The organism is Nesterenkonia populi (genome assembly GCF_007994735.1).
GTDB lineage: Bacteria > Actinomycetota > Actinomycetes > Actinomycetales > Micrococcaceae > Nesterenkonia > Nesterenkonia populi.
This window is the reverse complement of record NZ_VOIL01000001.1, coordinates 2,233,293-2,252,229: the sequence shown is the minus strand read 5'-3', so window position 1 is coordinate 2,252,229 and position 18,937 is coordinate 2,233,293. Positions and strand designations below refer to the sequence as shown.

The 18,937-nt window shown below is 69.5% G+C and carries 16 protein-coding genes; all 16 read left to right on the top strand.

What is annotated here, in order from left to right; translation table 11 throughout:
- The first annotated feature begins 5 nt into the window (after positions 1 to 5).
- Positions 6 to 1,097, top strand: a complete 1,092-nt coding sequence (gene ribD / locus FWJ47_RS10470) for a bifunctional diaminohydroxyphosphoribosylaminopyrimidine deaminase/5-amino-6-(5-phosphoribosylamino)uracil reductase RibD (RefSeq protein ID WP_246126269.1) — start codon at positions 6 to 8, stop codon at positions 1,095 to 1,097.
- Positions 1,098 to 3,098, top strand: coding sequence for a 3,4-dihydroxy-2-butanone-4-phosphate synthase (gene ribB, locus FWJ47_RS10465; protein ID WP_147107882.1), 2,001 nt, complete (start codon positions 1,098 to 1,100; stop codon positions 3,096 to 3,098).
- 3 nt (positions 3,099 to 3,101) lie between these two features.
- Positions 3,102 to 3,602 carry a 6,7-dimethyl-8-ribityllumazine synthase gene (gene ribH / locus FWJ47_RS10460; protein WP_147107879.1) on the top strand — a complete coding sequence of 167 codons (501 nt, stop codon included), beginning with the start codon at positions 3,102 to 3,104 and terminating at the stop codon, positions 3,600 to 3,602.
- Positions 3,603 to 3,631: 29 nt separating this feature from the next.
- The gene (locus FWJ47_RS10455) at positions 3,632 to 3,895 is read left to right on the top strand and encodes a phosphoribosyl-ATP diphosphatase (RefSeq protein ID WP_147107876.1); all 264 of its coding nucleotides are present in this window, start codon (positions 3,632 to 3,634) and stop codon (positions 3,893 to 3,895) included.
- Positions 3,896 to 3,927: 32 nt separating this feature from the next.
- Positions 3,928 to 4,794, top strand: coding sequence for an ATP phosphoribosyltransferase (gene hisG / locus FWJ47_RS10450; protein WP_147107871.1), 867 nt, complete (start codon positions 3,928 to 3,930; stop codon positions 4,792 to 4,794).
- 12 nt (positions 4,795 to 4,806) lie between these two features.
- Positions 4,807 to 5,571 (top strand): imidazole glycerol phosphate synthase subunit HisF, encoded by a 765-nt coding sequence (hisF, locus tag FWJ47_RS10445; protein WP_147107868.1) that lies wholly within the window; start codon positions 4,807 to 4,809, stop codon positions 5,569 to 5,571.
- Positions 5,572 to 5,579: 8 nt separating this feature from the next.
- On the top strand, positions 5,580 to 5,966 hold the full coding sequence (gene hisI / locus FWJ47_RS10440; protein ID WP_147107865.1) for a phosphoribosyl-AMP cyclohydrolase: 387 nt from the start codon (positions 5,580 to 5,582) through the stop codon (positions 5,964 to 5,966).
- Entirely contained in the window at positions 5,966 to 7,546 is a 1,581-nt protein-coding gene (locus tag FWJ47_RS10435) for an anthranilate synthase component I (protein WP_147107861.1), read from the top strand. The genes hisI and FWJ47_RS10435 overlap by 1 nt, the downstream gene beginning before the upstream one ends.
- On the top strand, positions 7,539 to 8,135 hold the full coding sequence (locus FWJ47_RS10430; protein ID WP_170228559.1) for a Trp biosynthesis-associated membrane protein: 597 nt from the start codon (positions 7,539 to 7,541) through the stop codon (positions 8,133 to 8,135). Before FWJ47_RS10435 ends, FWJ47_RS10430 begins: the two co-directional genes overlap by 8 nt.
- A 106-nt stretch (positions 8,136 to 8,241) precedes the next feature.
- Positions 8,242 to 8,616, top strand: a complete 375-nt coding sequence (locus FWJ47_RS10425) for an HGxxPAAW family protein (RefSeq protein ID WP_147107855.1) — start codon at positions 8,242 to 8,244, stop codon at positions 8,614 to 8,616.
- 20 nt (positions 8,617 to 8,636) lie between these two features.
- Entirely contained in the window at positions 8,637 to 9,452 is an 816-nt protein-coding gene (gene trpC, locus FWJ47_RS10420; protein ID WP_147107852.1) for an indole-3-glycerol phosphate synthase TrpC, read from the top strand.
- On the top strand, positions 9,449 to 10,726 hold the full coding sequence (gene trpB, locus FWJ47_RS10415) for a tryptophan synthase subunit beta (RefSeq protein ID WP_147107848.1): 1,278 nt from the start codon (positions 9,449 to 9,451) through the stop codon (positions 10,724 to 10,726). The genes trpC and trpB overlap by 4 nt, the downstream gene beginning before the upstream one ends.
- Positions 10,723 to 11,499, top strand: a complete 777-nt coding sequence (trpA, locus tag FWJ47_RS10410) for a tryptophan synthase subunit alpha (protein WP_147107843.1) — start codon at positions 10,723 to 10,725, stop codon at positions 11,497 to 11,499. The genes trpB and trpA overlap by 4 nt, the downstream gene beginning before the upstream one ends.
- A 13-nt stretch (positions 11,500 to 11,512) precedes the next feature.
- Complete coding sequence (gene lgt, locus FWJ47_RS10405; RefSeq protein WP_147107840.1) at positions 11,513 to 12,544, top strand: prolipoprotein diacylglyceryl transferase; 1,032 nt, start codon at positions 11,513 to 11,515, stop codon at positions 12,542 to 12,544.
- Between the two features lie 224 nt (positions 12,545 to 12,768).
- Positions 12,769 to 17,370 carry a glutamate synthase large subunit gene (gene gltB, locus FWJ47_RS10400; RefSeq protein ID WP_246126268.1) on the top strand — a complete coding sequence of 1,534 codons (4,602 nt, stop codon included), beginning with the start codon at positions 12,769 to 12,771 and terminating at the stop codon, positions 17,368 to 17,370.
- Positions 17,363 to 18,826, top strand: coding sequence for a glutamate synthase subunit beta (locus FWJ47_RS10395; RefSeq protein ID WP_147107834.1), 1,464 nt, complete (start codon positions 17,363 to 17,365; stop codon positions 18,824 to 18,826). The genes gltB and FWJ47_RS10395 overlap by 8 nt, the downstream gene beginning before the upstream one ends.
- The last annotated feature ends 111 nt before the right edge of the window (positions 18,827 to 18,937 follow it).

The following is an 18,937-nucleotide window of genomic DNA, read 5'->3' as shown; positions in this document are numbered from 1 at the left end:
CGCAATTGGGCACCGCCCCCCACCAGCAGGCTCACGCCCCCCTCATGCGGCATGCTCTCGATGCCGCACTGCAGGGCCCCCGCGGAGCAAACCCCCTCGTCGGCGCTGTCCTCACCGACCAGAACGGCGCCGTCCTCGCCGTCGGGCATCACCGAGGAGCCGGCAGCCTCCATGCCGAACGCGACTGCATCGCCCGCGCCCAGCAGCACGGCGTCGCCGACTTCGCCGGCACCACCCTCTACAGCACGCTTGAGCCCTGCCGCACCCAGGGCCGCACCCCGGCCTGCTGCGACCTCATCGGTGAAGCCGGCATCAGCCGGCTCGTCTACGGGGCGCAGGACCCCACCGCCAACACCGGGGGAGCGGCCATGCTCGCCCAGGCAGGGGTAGATGTCGTCCCCGGGGTGCTCTCCGAGCAGGCCGAAGCCCTCAACCACCGGTGGAACCAAGCCCAAGCCCAGGGCCGGCCCTTCGTCACAGTCCACCTCGCCCAGTCCCTCGATGCGCGCATCGCCGCCGCCGACGGCACCAGCCAATGGATCACCGGACCCGAGTCCCGGGCCCACACCCACACCATTCGCCAGCGCATCGACGCGATCCTCGTCGGCACCAACACTGCCGAGGTCGACAACCCGCGGCTCACCGCCCGCACCCCCGAAGGGGAGCTCACCGAGAGCCAGCCCCTGCGGTGCGTCATGGGGCACCGCGCCCTCCCCGCGGAGGCGAAGCTCGCCCAAGGCCGGCCCGAGGGAGAGGGCTGGATGCAGCTGCGCACCCGGGACCCTCTCGAGGCGCTGCGGACCCTCGCTTCGACGGAGCACGGCGGCTACCCCGTCCGACACGTGCTCGTCGAAGGCGGACAGAGCGTGCTCTCGGCATTCTTCGCCGCCGACCTGGTCGACGAGATCTTCGCCTACATCGCCCCCACCCTCATCGGCGCCGGCCAGGACGGCGCTGCCCGGAACACGCTCGGAAGCATCGGTGTTGAGACTCTGGCGCACGCACCCCGCTACGCCCTCGACCCTGCCGACGGCGGCCCCGTCACCCTCATGGGGGAAGATGTCTGCCTCCACCTCGCCCCGAAGGGAGCCCAGTAGTTGTTCACCGGGATCATCACCGGCCTCGGCACCGTCCTCGAGCGGACACCCGATCCGGCCAAAGGCGTCGAGCGCCTCACCATCGAAGCCCCAGGGCACCTCGCCGACCTGCCCCTCGGCGGCTCCATCGCCGTCAACGGGGTGTGCGTCTCCGCGGTGGACATCGACGGCGAGACCCTCACCGTCGAGCTCATCCCAGAGACGCTGAAGCGCTCCGCCTTCGGAGAGTCGGGCCTGGGCGACCGGGTCAACCTGGAACGCTGCCTGCCCGCGGAGGCCCGGCTGGACGGTCACGTCGTCCAGGGCCATGTCGACGGCATCGGCACCCTCACCGAGCGTGACGCCAACGATGGCCGCCACCGGTTCGCCGTTCCTGCCGACCTCGCCCCCTACCTCGCCGAGAAGGGCTCCGTCGCCATCGACGGAGTCTCCCTGACCGTGACAGCCGTCGGCCGCGACGACGACGGCACAGGCTCGTGGTTCGAGGTGGGCCTGATTCCCGCCACCCTGGCGGAGACCACCCTGGGCCTGCTGGAGATCGGGGGCAACGTCAACATCGAAGCGGATGTCCTCGCCAAGTACGTCCGGCGGATGCTCGCCTTCGACGGCGTGGTTCCTGGCGGGCAGCCCCCGCTTCACCCGGACGGCCTGCCCACTGTGCAGCAGCCGGACACGCCCGGTCCGATCCTCGACCCGGTGGAGGTGGCGCTGAACCAGCTCTCCGCGGGTCGTCCCGTGGTGGTGGTCGACGACGCCGACCGGGAGAACGAGGGCGACCTCATCCTCCCGGCCGAGGCGGCCACGCCGGAGCTGCTCGGCTTCACCGTCCGGCACACCTCCGGGGTGCTCTGCGCCCCCATGACCGCCGAGCGCGCCCGCCACCTGGGCCTGCCGCCGATGGTTGCGGAGAACAAGGACCCCAAGGGCACCGCCTACACGGTCAGCTGCGACGCCGCAGCGGTCACCTCCACAGGCATCAGCGCCGAGGACCGCGCCATCACCGCCCGCGTCCTCGCCAGCCCGCAGACCGGCGCCGGGGACCTCACCCGCCCGGGACACATGTTCCCGCTGATCGCCCATGCTGACGGGGTCCTCGGCCGGGACGGGCACACCGAGGCCGCGGTTGACCTCTGCAGGCTCTCCGGGCACGCCGAGGTCGGCCTGATCGCCGAGCTGGTCCACGACGACGGCACGATGATGCGCCTGCCCGCGCTCCGAGGGTTCGCCGATCAGCACGGCCTGGCGCTGATCAGCATCGCCGACCTCATCGAGTACCGGGGCGGAGCCGCCTCCCCGCATGCGGTGCGGGAGCTGCACGCCGCAGCCTGGGACGCGCCCGCGGAGGAGGCCGCCGGGCTGGTCAGCGCCGGTCCGCAGGTCACTCTGCCCACCGACTTCGGGATCTTCACCGCCCAGGTGTGGACCGAGCACGCCACCGGCCATGAGCACATGCTGCTGTCCGCTGACGCAGCCGACGTCGACCACCCTCTAGTCAGGCTCCACTCCGAGTGCGTCACCGGGGACGTGCTTCACTCCCACCGCTGCGACTGCGGCACCCAGCTCGCCGCTGCCCTGGAGGAGGTGGAGCGCGACGGCGGCCACCTCCTCTACCTGCGCGGCCACGAGGGGCGCGGCATCGGCCTGGCGAACAAGATGCGCGCCTACAGGCTGCAGGAGCAGGGAGCCGACACGGTGGAGGCCAATGAGATGCTCGGCCTGGCCGCGGAGCTGCGCGACTTCACCGGGGCGGCCGCCATCCTGCACTCCGCGGGCATCCGCCGGCTGCGGCTGCTCACCAACAACCCCGCCAAAGTCCATGCCTTGGCGGCCACCGGGCTCGATGTCCAGCAGGTCCCCTCCGCCGGGATCGTCCAGGAGCACAACGAGCGCTACCTGCGCACCAAGCGGGACCGCATGGCGCATATGCTGGACCACCTGCAGCTCAACGAGCAGAATGAGAGCCCCCAGAGGACCACCCTGAAGACAGCCGAGGAGGCCTAGAGCATGAGCGGAGCAGGAGTCCCGCAGATCGACGACGACGAGCTGAAGGAGATCGCGAAGGCGGCCAAGAAGCTCAAGCTGAAGGTCGCCGTCGTCGCCGCCCAGTGGCACCAGCCCATCATGGACGGGCTGGTCGGCGGCGCGGACCGCTACCTCAGCGCGGTCGGCCTGGACGACTACACCATGGTGCGCGTGGCAGGCTCCTTCGAGCTTCCCGTGGTCGCCGCCCACACGACCAGGAACTACGACGTCATCATCGCCCTGGGCGTCGTCATCCGGGGCGAGACCCCCCACTTCGACTACGTCTGCCAGGCCGCCACCGACGGCCTCTCCCGGCTGTCGATCTCCACCGGCAAGCCCATCGGATTCGGGCTGCTCACCGTGGACGATGAGGCCCAGGCCGTCGACCGGGCGGGGCTGCCCGGCTCCAAGGAGGACGTCGGCCGCTCCAGCGCCCACGCAGCAGTCACCGCTGCCCTTGAGATCAGCAGGCTGAAGAAGTAGCCGACGACGGCGGAGGGTAGGCTGTCCTGGTGAAAACTTTCGACGAGCTCTTCGCCGAGCTGGCCGCCAAGGCCGAGCGGCGCCCTGAAGGATCCGGCACCGTCGCGGCCCTGGACGCCGGGGTGCATCAGATCGGCAAGAAGGTCGTCGAGGAGGCCGCCGAGGTGTGGATGGCCGCCGAGCACCAGTCCCAGGACGAGGCCGCTGAGGAGATCTCCCAGCTGCTCTACCATCTGCAGGTCATGATGCTCGCCAAGGGCCTGACCCCCGCGGACGTCTACCGCTTCCTGTGACCATCCAGAACTGACGAGAGATTTCGAGAATCATGCTGCGCGTTGCCGTGCCCAACAAGGGCGCCCTCTCCGAAGCCGCCATGTCCATGCTGTCCGAGGCCGGCTACCTTCAGCGCCGCGACCGCAAGGAGCTGCGCCTGATCGACGAGGCCAACGGGGTCGAGTTCTTCTACCTGCGTCCCAAGGATGTTGCCGTGTTCGTCGGCCAGGGGATCATCGATCTCGGCCTGACCGGCCGGGACCTCTTCGCCGATGCGCGAGTGGGCCATGGGGCTGAAGAGGCCATGGGGCTGGGCTTCGGCCGGGCATCGTTCCGCCTCGCCGCTCCGGAGGGCGAGTTCGTCTCCGCTGAGCAGCTGACCGGCAGGCGGGTCGCCACCACCTATGACGGGCTGCTCTCCTCCTGGCTGGAGGAGAAGGGGATCGACGACGTCGACGTGGTTCACCTCGACGGGGCGGTGGAGTCCGCGGTCAGCCTCGGCGTCGCCGACGCCATCGCCGATGTCGTCGAGACCGGCAACACTCTCAAGGCCGCCGGCATGGAGACCTTCGGCGAGACCATCCTGGAGTCCGAGGCCATTCTGATCTCCGCCTCCGGGGAGCGCACCGCCGTCGGGGACCGAAACGGCGCGGACCGGCTCATTCGCCGCATCAAGGGCGTCCTCACCGCCCGCCAGTACGTGATGATGGACTACGACATCCGGCGTGAGCACCTCGAGGCCGCGTCCCGGATCACGCCCGGCCTGGAGTCGCCCACCATCTCGCCCCTGGCGGACGAGAACTGGGTGGCCGTGCGCTCCATGGTGCCGGCCAAGCAGACCAACCAGCTGATGGACGAGCTCTATGATCTCGGCGCCCGCGCCATCCTGGTCACCACCATCCACGCCTGCCGCGTGTGAGAGGAGCCTGAGATGTCGCTAGCAGTACGGGTCATCCCCTGCCTCGACGTCGATGCCGGCCGGGTGGTCAAGGGCGTGAACTTTGAGAACCTCCGTGAGGCCGGCGACCCCGTCGAGCTGGCTCACCGGTACAACGACGCCGGCGCCGACGAGCTGACCTTCCTGGACGTCACCGCCTCCAGCGACGACCGCCAGACCACCTATGACGTCGTCACCCAGACCGCCTCCGAGGTGTTCATCCCGCTGACCGTCGGCGGCGGGGTGCGCAGCACGGAGGACGTGGACCGGCTGCTGAAGTCCGGGGCGGACAAGGCCTCCATCAACACCGCCGCCGTCTCCCGTCCTGCGGTGATCAACGAGATTGTCGCCCGGTTCGGCAATCAGGTGCTCGTCCTCTCCTTGGACGCCAAGCGCACCGGCGCCACCGAGTCCGGGTACGAGGTCACCACCCACGGCGGACGCAGGGGCACCGGCATCGACGCGCTCGACTGGGCCCAGGAGGCATCCCAGCGCGGAGTCGGGGAGATCCTGCTGAACTCCATCGACGCAGACGGCACCCAGGACGGCTTCGACACTGAGATGATCTCCGCGGTCCGCGCCCTCACCCACGTTCCGCTGATCGCGTCCGGAGGGGCCGGCAGGCCTGAGCACTTTCCGGCAGCCATCGACGCCGGCGCCGACGCTGTGCTGGCCGCCTCCGTCTTCCACTTCGGCCCGGCCGACATGATCGCCCGGGTGAAGGAGGCCATCCGTGCGGCAGGCCACCCGGTAAGGTGACAGGCCTGATGACCGAGACGACCCTTCCCTCTGAGATCGCCGAGAGTCTCACCCTCAACGCGGCGGGGCTTGTGCCCGCCGTCGCGCAGGATGCTGAGACCGGTGCGGTGCTGATGCTCGCCTGGATGAACGAGGAGGCCCTGGCCGCCACTCTCACCACCCGTCGAGGCACCTACTACTCCCGCTCCCGCGGGAAGATCTGGGTCAAGGGGGAGACCTCCGGGCACATCCAGCGGGTCCGCTCCGTCAGCCTCGACTGCGACGGCGACGCAGTCCTGCTGCTGGTGGATCAGACCGGCCCCGCCTGCCACACCGGGGAGGCCACCTGCTTCACCGGCCGGGAGCTGCCGCTGGGCCGGGCCGAGGCGTCGGACAGTCCTGAGGAGGCCGCCTGATGAGGAGCCTCGGCGTCGTCACCCCTTCCCGTGAGGAGTTCCTGGAGCTCGCCGCCCAGCACCGGGTGATCCCCGTGACCATGACGGTGCTCGCCGACGGCCACACCCCGCTGAGCATCCACCGGGCCCTGGCCGCCGAGCGCGGGCCCGGCACCTTCCTGATGGAGTCTGCGGCACCCGGCGCGGCCTGGGACCGGTACAGCTTCATCGGCGTGCGCTCCCTCGCCACCCTGACGGAGAAGGACGGTGCCGCGCACTGGCAGGGGACCCCGCCGGCCGGCACCCCCGCCGAAGGCACCACCGCGGAGGTGCTGCGCGAGACCCTGCAGTTCCTCACCGGAAGCAGCGGCCGGGCCCGCGCTGCCGCCCTGCCGCACCTGAGCTCCGGGCTGGTCGGCTACATCGGCTGGGAGGTGGTCCGCCACTGGGAGCGCCTGCCGGATCCGCCGGAGGAGGGCCTGGACCTGCCCGAGATGGCGATGAACCTGGTGGCTGACCTCGCAGTGCATGACAACCGCAGCGGGACCGTCACCCTGATCGCCAACGCCATCAACATCGACGGCAGAGCTGAGGGCGCCGAGCAGGCCTACGACGACGCCGTCGCCCGCCTGCACCGGATGCGCGGGTCGCTGAGCCGTCCCGTCAGCCCTGAGCTGAGCGTCGCCGAGCCGAACTGGTCCGAGACGGTGGAGGCCGAGCTGACCAGCCGGGTCCGCCACACCTGGGACGAGTCCGAGTACATGGCCTCCTTGGAGAGGGCCAAGCAGGCCATCATCGACGGGGAGGTCTTCCAGATCGTCGTCTCCCGCCGGTTCGAGGTGGACACCAGCGTCGATGCGCTGAGCGTCTACCGGATGCTGCGGCTCCTCAACCCCAGCCCATACATGTACCTGATGAGCTTCGAGACCCCGGACGGGGAGCCCTACCAGGTGGTGGGCGCCTCCCCGGAGGCTCTGGTGACCGTGGAGGACGGGGTCGCTGTCTCCCACCCCATCGCCGGGACGCGCCCCCGAGGCGCCACCCCCGCAGAGGACAAGCAGCTCGCCGAGGACCTGCTGGCGGACCAGAAGGAGCGGGCCGAGCACATCATGCTGGTGGACCTGGCCCGGAACGACCTCGCCAAGGTCTGCGAGCCCGGGACGGTGGAGGTCACGCAGTTCATGGCCGTCGAGCACTTCAGCCACGTCATGCACCTGACCAGCCACGTCCAGGGGCGGGTCGCCGAGAGCTCCACCCCCTATGACGTGCTGGCTGCCACCTTCCCCGCCGGAACCCTCTCCGGGGCGCCCAAGCCGCGGGCGCTGCAGCTGCTCGACGCGTGGGAGCCCACCCGGCGCGGGATCTACGGGGGAGTGGTCGGATACTTCGACCTCTGCGGTCGGATGGACGCTGCCATCGCGATCCGCTCCGCGGTGCTGACCGGCGGCACCGCCTACGTGCAGTCCGGCGGCGGGATCGTCGCTGACTCCGACTTTGACGCCGAACGCCTGGAGACCGTCAGCAAGGCCGCCGCCCCTCTTCGGGCAGTGCTTGCCGCAGACGGCATCCGTCCCGTACAGGATGATGATCACTATGCTTGAGCGCCTCACCCGGCGGAACCTCGTCCTGGCGGCCCTGGCCGCCGGCGGCATCCTCTTCGCCGCCACCACTCAGACCTGGGTGCTCGCCGAGGGCCTGGGGGAGACCTCCGCGGTGCAGGAGGCGGTGATTCCCGGCACGGAGATCTCAGACCTGGTCACCGCGATGGCCCTGGTGGGCCTGGCCGGGGCGCTGGCCGTCTCCATCGCTCGCAGAGTGCTGCGGTACGTCATCGCGGCGGTCCTGCTCGGCGCCGGGGTCCTGGCGCTGGTCCAGATCGTCGGCGTCATCCTCGACCCCGCGGGCGCCTCGCTGGCCGCGCTGGGGGAGACCACCGGCACCACCGAGCCGGCGGAGAGCTACGACCTCGGCGTCGCAGTCTACGCGGCCGCGGCAGGGGCGGGGCTGATGGTGCTGTGCGGGGCTGCGCTGCTGGCCGTCGTCGGCCGGTGGCAGGACGCCAAGGCCTCCAAGAAGTACAGCCGCACCGCCTCGTCCTCGCCGGGCGAGGCAGACGGCGAGGAGCCTGACGAGTTCGACCTCTGGGACGGCCTCTCCCAGGGCGATGACCCCACTGACTCGGCCCGCTGACTTCATGGCTGACCGGAGCGCCCCAACCCGTGGCAGAATGGGCACCGAGCAATTTCGACGCCCTGTAGAAGGGCGTCGCTGAAGAGCACTGCATAAGGAGAACCCGATGGCGACCAGCAGCACCCAGGTCCGCGATGTTGAGCAGCAGCCGGAGGCCGACGACGAATTCATCCATCACGACCACATCGGCCACGGCTCCACCCCTGCGGCCTGGACTCTCTGCCTCGGCGTCATCCTCGGATCGCTGCTCATCGGCGTCGGGATGATCATCGCCAACGAGATCCTCATCTACGTGGGCATCGCCATCCTGCCGCTGGCCATCATCGGCGGCGTGGTGCTGAAGAAGATGGGCTACGGCGTGGAGATGGACGCTGAGGCTGTCCTGAGGAAGGGCGAGGACCCGCGCCGCCACCAGGGCCCCGCGCAGCCGGACCAGACCGCGGGCGCCGAAGAGCGGCAGCCCGCTCACGGCACCCACTGAGCAGGCCTCCTGAGCCCTGAATGCCCACAGTTCTTGACCAGATCATCACCGGGGTCCGGGAGGACCTCGCCGACCGCAAGTCCTCCGCGCCGCTGCGTGAGGTGACCGCCCGCGCCGCGGACGCCGCCCCCGCGCTGGACGCCCGCCAAGCCCTCACCGGCGGCCGTGACGATGCCGAGGGCGTGCGCATCATCGCGGAGGTGAAGCGGAAGTCCCCCTCCAAGGGAGACCTCGCCCGCATCCCGGACCCAGCCCGGCTCGCCCAGGCCTACCAGTCCGGCGGAGCCAGCGTGCTCTCCGTCCTCACCGAGCGCCGCCGCTTCAACGGTTCCCTGGAGGATCTCGACGCCGTTCGCAGCCGGGTGGACATCCCGGTGCTGCGCAAGGACTTCATGGTGGATGAGTACCAATTCCACGAGGCCCGCGCCCATGGCGCTGACCTGGTCCTGCTGATCGTTGCCGCCCTGGACGACTACCAGCTGCGCGACTACCTCGCCCTCACCCACGAGCTGGGCATGGACGCGCTGGTGGAGGCCCATACAGAGGAGGAGATCCGCCGTGCGGCCGAGGTCGGTGCCGGAATCGTCGGCGTCAACACCCGCAACCTGAAGACCCTCGAGGTCAGCCCCTCCCACTACCAAGACATGGCCTCGCACCTGCCGGACCATGTGGTCCGGGTCGCCGAGTCAGGTGTGGACGGCCCCGGCGTCGTCCTCGACTACGCCCGCCAGGGCGCCGACGCCGTGCTGGTCGGCGAGGCCCTGGTGAAGCACGGCGACCCCACCGCCGCCGTCCGCGACTTCCGCGAAGCCAGCCTCGCCAAGGAGAGCTCATGAGCACCACCCAGTACCGCGATGCCGAGGGTCCCTACTTCGGAGCCTACGGCGGCCGCTGGATGCCCGAATCCCTGGTCGCCGCGCTCGACCAGCTCGAGGCCGCCTTCCGGGATGCCAAGGCGGACCCGGACTTCACTGCCGAGTACGAGCGGCTCTGTCGGGACTACACCGGCCGTCCCAGCCTGCTGACCGAGGTGCCCCGCTTCGCCGCGGCCGCCGGCAGCGCGCGCATCTTCCTGAAGCGCGAGGACCTCAACCACACCGGATCCCACAAGATCAACAACGTGCTCGGCCAGGCGCTGCTCGCCAAGCGGCTGGGCAAGACCCGCCTGATCGCTGAGACCGGCGCCGGCCAGCACGGAGTGGCCGCAGCCACCGCCGCAGCCCTGATGGGCATGGAGTGCGTGGTCTACATGGGCGCTGAGGACACCCGCCGCCAGGCCCTCAACGTGGCCCGGATGAACCTCCTCGGCGCCGAGGTGATCCCCGTGGAGCATGGCGCCCAGACTTTGAAGGACGCCATCAACGAGGCCCTGCGGGACTGGGTCGCCAGCGTGGACACCACCCACTACGTGCTGGGCACGGTCGCGGGCCCGCACCCGTTCCCGGAGCTGGTGCGCTTCTTCCACCAGGTCATCGGCGATGAGGCCCGGGAGCAGATCATCGCTCAGACCGGACGCCTGCCCGATGCCGTGGCTGCGTGCGTCGGCGGCGGCTCCAACGCCATCGGCCTCTTTCACGGCTTCCTCGACGACGAATCAGTGGCCCTGTTCGGCTTCGAGGCCGGCGGCGACGGCTTGGAGACCGGCCGGCACGCCAGCGCGATCACCCTCGGGCGCTCCGGGGTGCTGCATGGGGCACGCTCATACCTGATGCAGGATGAGGACGGTCAGACCGTGGACTCGCATTCGATCTCCGCCGGGCTCGACTACCCCTCCGTGGGGCCCGAGCACGCCTACCTGGCCGACGTCGGCCGGGTCGCCTACGAGCCGGTGACTGACGCCGAGTGCATGGATGCGTTCCAGCAGCTCTGCCGGACCGAAGGGATCATCCCGGCCGTTGAGTCCGCCCATGCCCTCGCCGGCGCCGCACGGCTGTCCGCCTCCTGGGGCGATGAGGGCGCGGATCGCATCATCGTGGTCAGCCTCTCCGGCCGCGGCGACAAGGACGTGGCCACCGCCGCTGAGTGGTTCAGGCTCCTCCCCGGGCAGGAGAACGACCCCGCAGCCGACGACGCGGGCTCCGAGGCCCCCGAAGCGGGGGTGCAGTCATGAGCAGGACGGCGACAGCCATCGACCGGGCCAAGGAGCAGAAGGGCGCGGCCTTCATCGGCTATCTGCCCGCCGGGTACCCGGACAGGGACACCTCGATCGCCGCGGCCATCGCCCTGGCGAACAGCGGCGCCGACGTCATCGAGATCGGCATCCCCTACTCGGATCCCGTGATGGACGGGCCTGTCATCCAGCAGGCCACCACGGAGGTTCTGGGCCGCGGCTTCCGCCTCGACGAGGTCTTCGAGGTCGTCAAGGCCGTCACGGACGCCACCGACGCCGCCGTCGTCGTGATGACCTACTACAACATCATCGACCGGATGGGCCCCGAGACCTTCGCCCGGCGCCTCGCCGAGGCCGGCGGAGCTGGGGCGATCACCCCGGACCTCATCCCGGACGAGGCCGCTGAGTGGATCGCCGCGGCGGAGAAGCATGACCTGGACCGCATCTTCCTCGCCGCGCCCACCTCCACGCAGGAGCGCCACCGCGCCATCGCAGAAGCATCCAGGGGCTTCGTCTACGGGGTCTCTCTGATGGGCGTCACCGGCAAGCGCGCCGCAGTCTCCGATGCGGCCGCTCAGGTGGTCCAAACCTCCAAGGCCGCCGGGGCGGAGCGCGTCTGCGTGGGACTGGGGGTCTCCACCCGGGCCCACGTGGAGGAGATCAGCGCCTACGCCGACGGCGTGATCGTCGGCACCGCCCTGGTGGCGGCCCTGCGCGACGGGGGAGTGGACGCCGTCGCGAGCCTCACCGCAGAACTGTCCGGACGGTCCTGATACTGTGACCGCCGTGACTGCCCTGCTCGCCTCCGGATTCCCGCCCCCGCCGATCCGCGTCATCGACCTTCCCGGTCCCTTCGAAGTCGCGATGTACGCTCTGTGCATCGTCGTCGGCGGCATCCTCGCCGTCGTCGTCGCCTCCAAGCTGTGGAAGTCCCGCGGCGGCGACCCTGAGGATGTCATGAGCGCGACCCTGTGGGCCGTGCTGCTCGGCATCGTCGGCGCCCGGCTCTACCACGTGGTCAGCTCCCCGGACCCCTACTTCGGTGAGGGCGGCGAACCGCTGCGCGCCTTCCGCATCTGGGAGGGCGGCCTGTCGATCATCGGAGCCGTCGCCTTCGGCGCCCTGGGCGTCTACATCGCCTGCCGGCGCAACGGGATGAAGTTCCCGGCCCTCGCCGATGCCGTGGTGCCGGGAGTGATCCTCGCCCAGGCGATCGGACGCTGGGGCAACTGGTTCAACCAGGAGCTCTTCGGCCGGGCCACCAACCTGCCCTGGGGCCTGCGCATCGACCTCGAGCAGCCCTCCCAGGCCCCGCGCGGCACCACTGAGGACACCCTCTTCCACCCCACCTTCCTCTACGAGTCGATCTGGAACCTGGTCGGGTTCGTCGCACTGGTATGGCTCTACAAGCGGTTCCAGTTCCGGCCCGGGCTCGTCACCCTGACCTATGTGGCCTACTACTGCCTCGGCCGGTTCTGGATCGAGTCCCTGCGCATCGACGAGGCCACCAAGTCCACCCAGTACCCGCTCTCAGACCTTGGGCTGGACTGGCGACTGAACCAGATCATCGTCTTCGTCATCTTTGTGATCGCCGTCGCCGCGATGCTGCGCCTCTGGACCAAGCGTCCTCAGACGGATGAGGACCTCGACGAGCAGCTGCAGGGCTACCGGCCCGGAACCCGGATGCGCCCGCTGACCAGCGCCGGCGCCCCGGGAGCAGCCTCGGCCGGGAGCCCCGCCCCGGAGGCCGCTGAGACTGCTGAGGAGGGGAGCGGGGGCGCCTCCCCTGCCCCTACGGACGAGTCTCACCGCGAGTAACGCAATTTGCGCCGCTCGACCCTCGAGCGGAAAATAGGTCTGATACCCCTCGATGGCGAGGGTCAGTCTGCACCGAAGAGCCCCGGCCCGGGTCGCACCCAATCCGAGCCGCGGCACGCACCGACTGAGTGCACCCATGCCGAGCGCCCACCCCTAGCGCCTGACTCCCGTCACGCGTGCCCAGCATGCGAAGGTCGCCCCCTGAGCGGAGGAAGGAACTGATCATGTCCGCATCGCAGGTCATCAGCCCATTTGAGCGCTTCGCCGCATTCCCGGAGAAGCAGGGGCTCTACGACCCTGCCAAGGAGCATGAGAACTGCGGCATGGCCGCCGTTGCCACCCTCCGCGGCTATCCGGGACACGACATCGTCGACCACGCCCTCTATGCCCTGCGCTGCGTGGAGCACCGCGGTGCCGTCGGCGGCGATGTGGGCACCGGCGACGGCGCCGGCATCCTCACACAGGTGCCGGACGAGCTGTTCCGCTCCGTGGCGGACTTCGAGCTGCCCGGTGCCGGCGAGTACGCTGCCGGCACCGCATTCCTGCCCAAGGACGAGTCCGAGCGGGACCAGGTCACAGCGGCCTTCGAAGAGATGGCCGCTGAGCAGGGCCTGACCCTGCTGGGGTGGCGCGACGTCCCGATCGACGACTCCATGATCGGGTCCATGGCTCGCGAGGCCATGCCGTTCTTCAAGCAGGCCTTCGTCGCGCTGGCGTCCGAGGACTCCCCGGAGTACCAGGAGTCCGCCGGCGGCAGCCTGGACCAGCGCGCCTGGAGGCTGCGCAAGCGCGCCCAGAACCGCCTCGGCGTCTACTTCGCCTCCCTGAGCTCCAAGACGATCACGTACAAGGGGATGCTCACCACCGCGCAGCTGGAGCCCTTCTACCCGGACCTCTCCGACGAGCGGTACAAGTCCACCCTGGGCATCGTCCACTCCAGGTTCTCCACCAACACCTTCCCCTCGTGGCCGTTGGCCCAGCCGCTGCGGCAGATCGCCCACAACGGCGAGATCAACACGGTGGAGGGCAACCGCAACTGGATGCGTGCCCGTCAGTCGACGATGTCCTCCGAGCTGCTCGGCGACGACCCTGAGTACCTCTTCCCGATCTGCACGCCCGGCGCCTCAGACTCCACCAGCTTCGACGAGGCCGCCGAGATGCTCATGCTCTCCGGCCGGCCGCTCTCCCAGGCCATGCGGATGATGATCCCCGAGGCATGGGAGAACCACGACTCGATGGGTCCCAAGCTGCGGGCGTTCTACGAGTACCACGCCATGCTCATGGAGGCCTGGGACGGTCCGGCCGCCATGGCCTTCACCGACGGTCAGCAGCTCGGCGCCATGCTGGACCGCAACGGCCTGCGCCCGGCCCGCTACTGGGTCACCGATGACGGCTTGGTGGTCCTGTCCTCCGAGGTCGGCGTCATCGACCTGGACCCGGCCTCCGTGGTCCGCAAGGGTCGCGTGGCCCCTGGGATGATGTTCCTCGTCGACACCGCCGAGGGGCGGATCATCGAGGACGAGGAGATCAAGGAGGAGCTCGCCACCAGCCAGCCGTGGGAGGAGTGGGTCTCCGAGAACCTCGTCGAGCTGGAGGACCTGCCGGACCGGCTGCACGTGCAGCACCCCTCCGGGTCCGTCCGGCTGCGGCAGCAGACCTTCGGCTACACCCATGAGGAGCTGAAGACGCTGGTGGGGCCGATGGCCTCCACCGGCGCGGAGCCGCTGGGCGCCATGGGCACAGACACCCCCATCGCGGTGCTGGCCGACCGGCCTCGGCTGCTGTTCGACTACTTCGTCCAGGCCTTCGCCCAGGTCACCAATCCGCCCTTGGACGCGATCCGTGAGGAGCTGGTGACCTCCCTGGGCGTCTACATCGGCCCCAACGGAAACGTGCTCAGCTCCGATCAGGTGAGGCACCAGCAGGTCAAGCTGGACTTCCCCGTGATCGACAACGACCAATTGGCCAAGGTCGCCAACATCCGCAACGACGAGGGGCAGAAGGTCGCGCTGAAGATCCGCGGGCTGTTCCGGGTCGGCTCCACTGAGGAGGAGTTCCGGCAGCGGATCCGCGAGATCTGCGAGAAGGTCTCCGCTGCGGTGAACCGCGGGGTCAACTACATCGTCCTCTCGGACCGGGACTCCAATGCCCAGTGGGCACCGATCCCGTCCCTGCTGCTGACCTCCGCGGTGCACCATCACCTGCTGAAGTCGGCCAACCGTACTCGGGCGAGCCTGATCGTGGAGGCCGGCGATGTCCGCGAGACCCATCACGTGGCCACCCTGATCGGCTACGGCGCGGCCGCGGTCAACCCCTATCTGGCCATGGAGTCCGCCGAGGACATGGTCCGCCGCGGCGAGATCACCAATGTGGACGAGCCGCAGGCCGTGAAGAACCTCATCACCGCCCTGGGCAAGGGTGTGCTGAAGATCATGTCCAAGATGGGCATCTCTACGGTCGCCTCCTACTGCGGCGCCCAGACCTTCGAAGCAGTGGGCCTCTCCCAGCGGGTGGTGGACCAGTACTTCTCCGGCACCCACTCGCTGATGGGCGGCGTCGGCCTCGAAGTGATCTCCAAGGAGACCCACGAGCGGCACGCCCGCGCCTACCCGCAGGACGGCAACGACCTCGGCCGCGGCTCCGAGCTGGAGGTCGGCGGGGAGTACCAGTGGCGCCGAGAAGGCCCGCCGCACCTGTTCAACCCTGAGACCGTCTTCAGGCTCCAGCACGCCTCACGCACCCGCCGGTACGACATCTTCAAGCAGTACACCAAGGCTGTGGACGACCAGTCCGAGGCCCTGATGACCCTGCGTGGGCTCTTCAGGCTCAAAGGCACTCGCAAGCCGGTCCCGATCGGCGAGGTCGAGCCGGTCAGCGAGATCGTCAAGCGGTTCAACACCGGTGCGATGAGCTACGGCTCCATCTCCCAGGAGGCTCACGAGACGCTGGCCATCGCGATGAACCGGCTGGGCGGACGCTCCAACACCGGTGAGGGCGGCGAGCACCCTCAGCGGCTGATCGACCCGGAGCGGCGCAGCGCGATCAAGCAGATCGCATCCGGCCGCTTCGGCGTGACCAGCCAGTACCTCACCCACGCCTCCGACCTCCAGATCAAAATGGCCCAGGGCGCCAAGCCCGGCGAGGGCGGCCAGCTCATGGGCAAGAAGGTCTATCCCTGGGTGGCTGAGACCCGACACTCCACCCCGGGCGTCTCCCTGGTGTCTCCGCCGCCTCACCATGACATCTACTCCATCGAGGACCTCAAGCAGCTCATCTACGACCTCAAGCGGGCCAACACCGGGTCGCGGGTCCACGTGAAGCTGGTCTCCCTCCACGGCGTCGGCACGGTGGCAGCCGGGGTGGCCAAGGCCAGCGCCGACGTCGTGCTCATCTCCGGGCACGACGGCGGCACCGGCGCCTCCCCGCTGAACTCGCTGAAGCACGCCGGCACCCCCTGGGAGCTGGGCCTGGCCGAGGCCCAGCAGACCCTGATGCTCAACGGCCTGCGCGAGCGGGTCACCGTGCAGGTGGACGGCCAGATGAAGAGCGGCCGCGATGTCGTCATCGCCGCGTTGCTGGGCGCCGAGGAGTATGGCTTTGCGACTGCTCCTCTGGTGGTCTCCGGCTGCATCATGATGCGCGTCTGCCACCTCGACACCTGCCCGGTGGGCGTCGCGACCCAGAACCCGGTGCTGCGTGAGCGGTACACCGGCAAGGCCGACCACGTGGTGAACTTCTTCGAGTTCATCGCCCAGGAGGTCCGCGAGTATCTGGCCGAGCTGGGCTTCCGCAGCCTGGACGAGGCCATCGGCCACATCGATTCCCTGGACATGGACGAGGCCAAGCGGCACTGGAAGTCCGAGGGGCTGAACCTCACCGCGGTGCTCACGGGCTGGGACCCCAACGAGGAGAAGACCGCCGGGATGCTGCGGCGGACCGCCGAGCAGGACCATGGGCTTGAGAAGCACTTCGATGTCGCGCTGATCGAGCAGTCCCAGCCCGCCATCCAGCATGGCGAGCAGGTTCGCATCGAGTCCCGCGTGGTCAACACCGACCGTGCAGTCGGAACCATGCTCGGCCACGAGATCACCAAGGCCCTGGGACTGTCCACCTTGGACCACAACACCATCCGGGTGGACCTCCACGGCGAGGCCGGCCAGTCCCTCGGCGCGTTCCTTCCGCACGGGATCACACTGCGCCTGTCCGGCGACGCCAATGACTACGTCGGCAAGGGCCTCTCCGGGGGGCGGATCATCATCCACCCGCACCCCAGCGCTCCCCTGGTCGCCGAGGACAACACTGTGGCCGGCAACGTGATCGGCTACGGCGCCACCCAGGGTGAGATGTTCCTGCGCGGCCAGGTGGGGGAGCGGTTCCTCGTCCGGAACTCGGGCGCGACCGCCGTCGTCGAAGGCATCGGCGACCACGGCTGCGAGTACATGACCGGCGGCCAGGCCCTCGTTCTGGGCCCCACCGGCCGGAACTTCGGCGCGGGAATGTCCGGCGGCACCGCCTACATCCTCGACTTCGACCCCGGCAAGCTCAACGTGCAGGCCGTACGGACTGATGCGCTGCTGCTCAGCGAGCTGGACGAGGAGGACAAGCAGATCGTCCTCGACCTGCTGCGCCGCCATCAGGAGGAGACCGGCTCCGAGTTGGCCGTCCGCCTCCTGCAGAACCAGGAGGGCACCCTCTCCCGGCTGACCAAGATTCTGCCCCGTGACTACGACGCTGTGCTGCGCGCCCGCTCCGAGGCCCTCGACGAGGGACTGGACCCCAACGGCGACGCCGCATGGCAGAAGATCCTGGAGGTGACCCGTGGCTGATCCGCGCGGATTCCTGAAACATCCTCAGCGTCAGGACCGGCCCTCACGCCCGGTCCCGGTGCGCATCATGGACTTCCATGAGGTCTACGAGCGCCAGGAGAAGGGTGCCACCCAGACCCAGGCCTCCCGCTGCATGGACTGCGGCATCCCCTTCTGCCACACCGGCTGCCCGCTGGGGAACCTCATCCCCGAGTGGAACGACCTCGTCTGGCGGGACCAGTGGGAGGAGGCCTCCGCCCGGCTGCACATGACCAACAACTTCCCGGAGTTCACCGGACGGGTCTGCCCCGCTCCGTGCGAGACCTCCTGCGTGCTGGGCATCAACCAGCCTGCGGTCACCATCAAGCAGTCCGAGGTGGAGATCGCCGACACCGCCCTGCAGAGCGGCTACGTGGAGCCGGTGCTGCCCTCCCGCCTGACCGGCAAGACCGTCGCAGTGGTCGGCTCCGGGCCGGCCGGGCTCGCGGCCGCCCAGCAGCTGACCCGCGCCGGCCACACCGTCGCCGTCTACGAGCGTGACGACCGCATCGGCGGGCTGCTGCGCTACGGCATCCCGGACTTCAAGATGGAGAAGCATCTGGTCGACTTCCGCGTCGAGCAGATGGAGGCCGAGGGGACGCGCTTCTATCCCTCCACCGAGGTCGGGCCGGACATCGCCTGGGACGCACTGCGGGAGTCCTACGACGCCGTGGTGGTCGCCACCGGTGCGCTGGTGCCGCGCGATCTCGCCATCCCGGGCCGCAGCCTGGGCGGCATCCACTTCGCCATGGAGTACCTGGTGCAGTCCAACAGGGCCCTGGCCGGCGACGACGTCCCGGACCAGATCCACGCCGAGGGCAAGCACGTGGTCATCCTCGGCGGCGGCGACACCGGTGCCGACTGCATCGGCACCGCCCATCGCCACGGCGCCGCCTCCGTCACCACCCTGGCGATCGGCAAGGAGCTGCCCCGTGAGCGGCCTGAGCACGAGCCCTGGCCCATGGACCCGCGGATCTTCGAGGTCTCCAGCGCCCACCAGGAGGGCGGGGACGTCAAATGGCTGGCCTCCACCGTCGAGTTCCTCGGGGACGAGAACGGCGGCGTCCGCGCTCTGAGAGTCGCCGACACCGAGTATCGCGAGGACGGCTCCCGCGGACCCAAGCCCGGCACTGAGAAGGAGATCCCGGCCGACCTGATCCTCCTCGCCCTGGGGTTCACCGGCGCTGAGCAGGAGACCCTGGACAGCCAGCTGGGCATGGAGTTCACCTCCAGGGGCGCAGTGGACCGCGGCCAGGACTACCAGACCAACGTGGAGGGCGTCTTCACCGTCGGCGACGCCGGCCGGGGCGCCTCCCTGGTGGTCTGGGCCATCGCTGAGGGTCGCGCGGCAGCCGCCAAGGTGGATGAGTTCCTCGAAGGATCGACGCGTCTCCCAGCCCCCGTCAAGCCCACCGACAGGGCCATTTCGCTGTCCTGATCCAGGGCACGGACGCCCGTTCCTCGGCGGATCTTTGTGCGATAGGCTCAGCCTGTCTGGACCTGGCACAGCGTGGTGTCGCGCCAACTTCAACCTGACTGTCCGACCCCT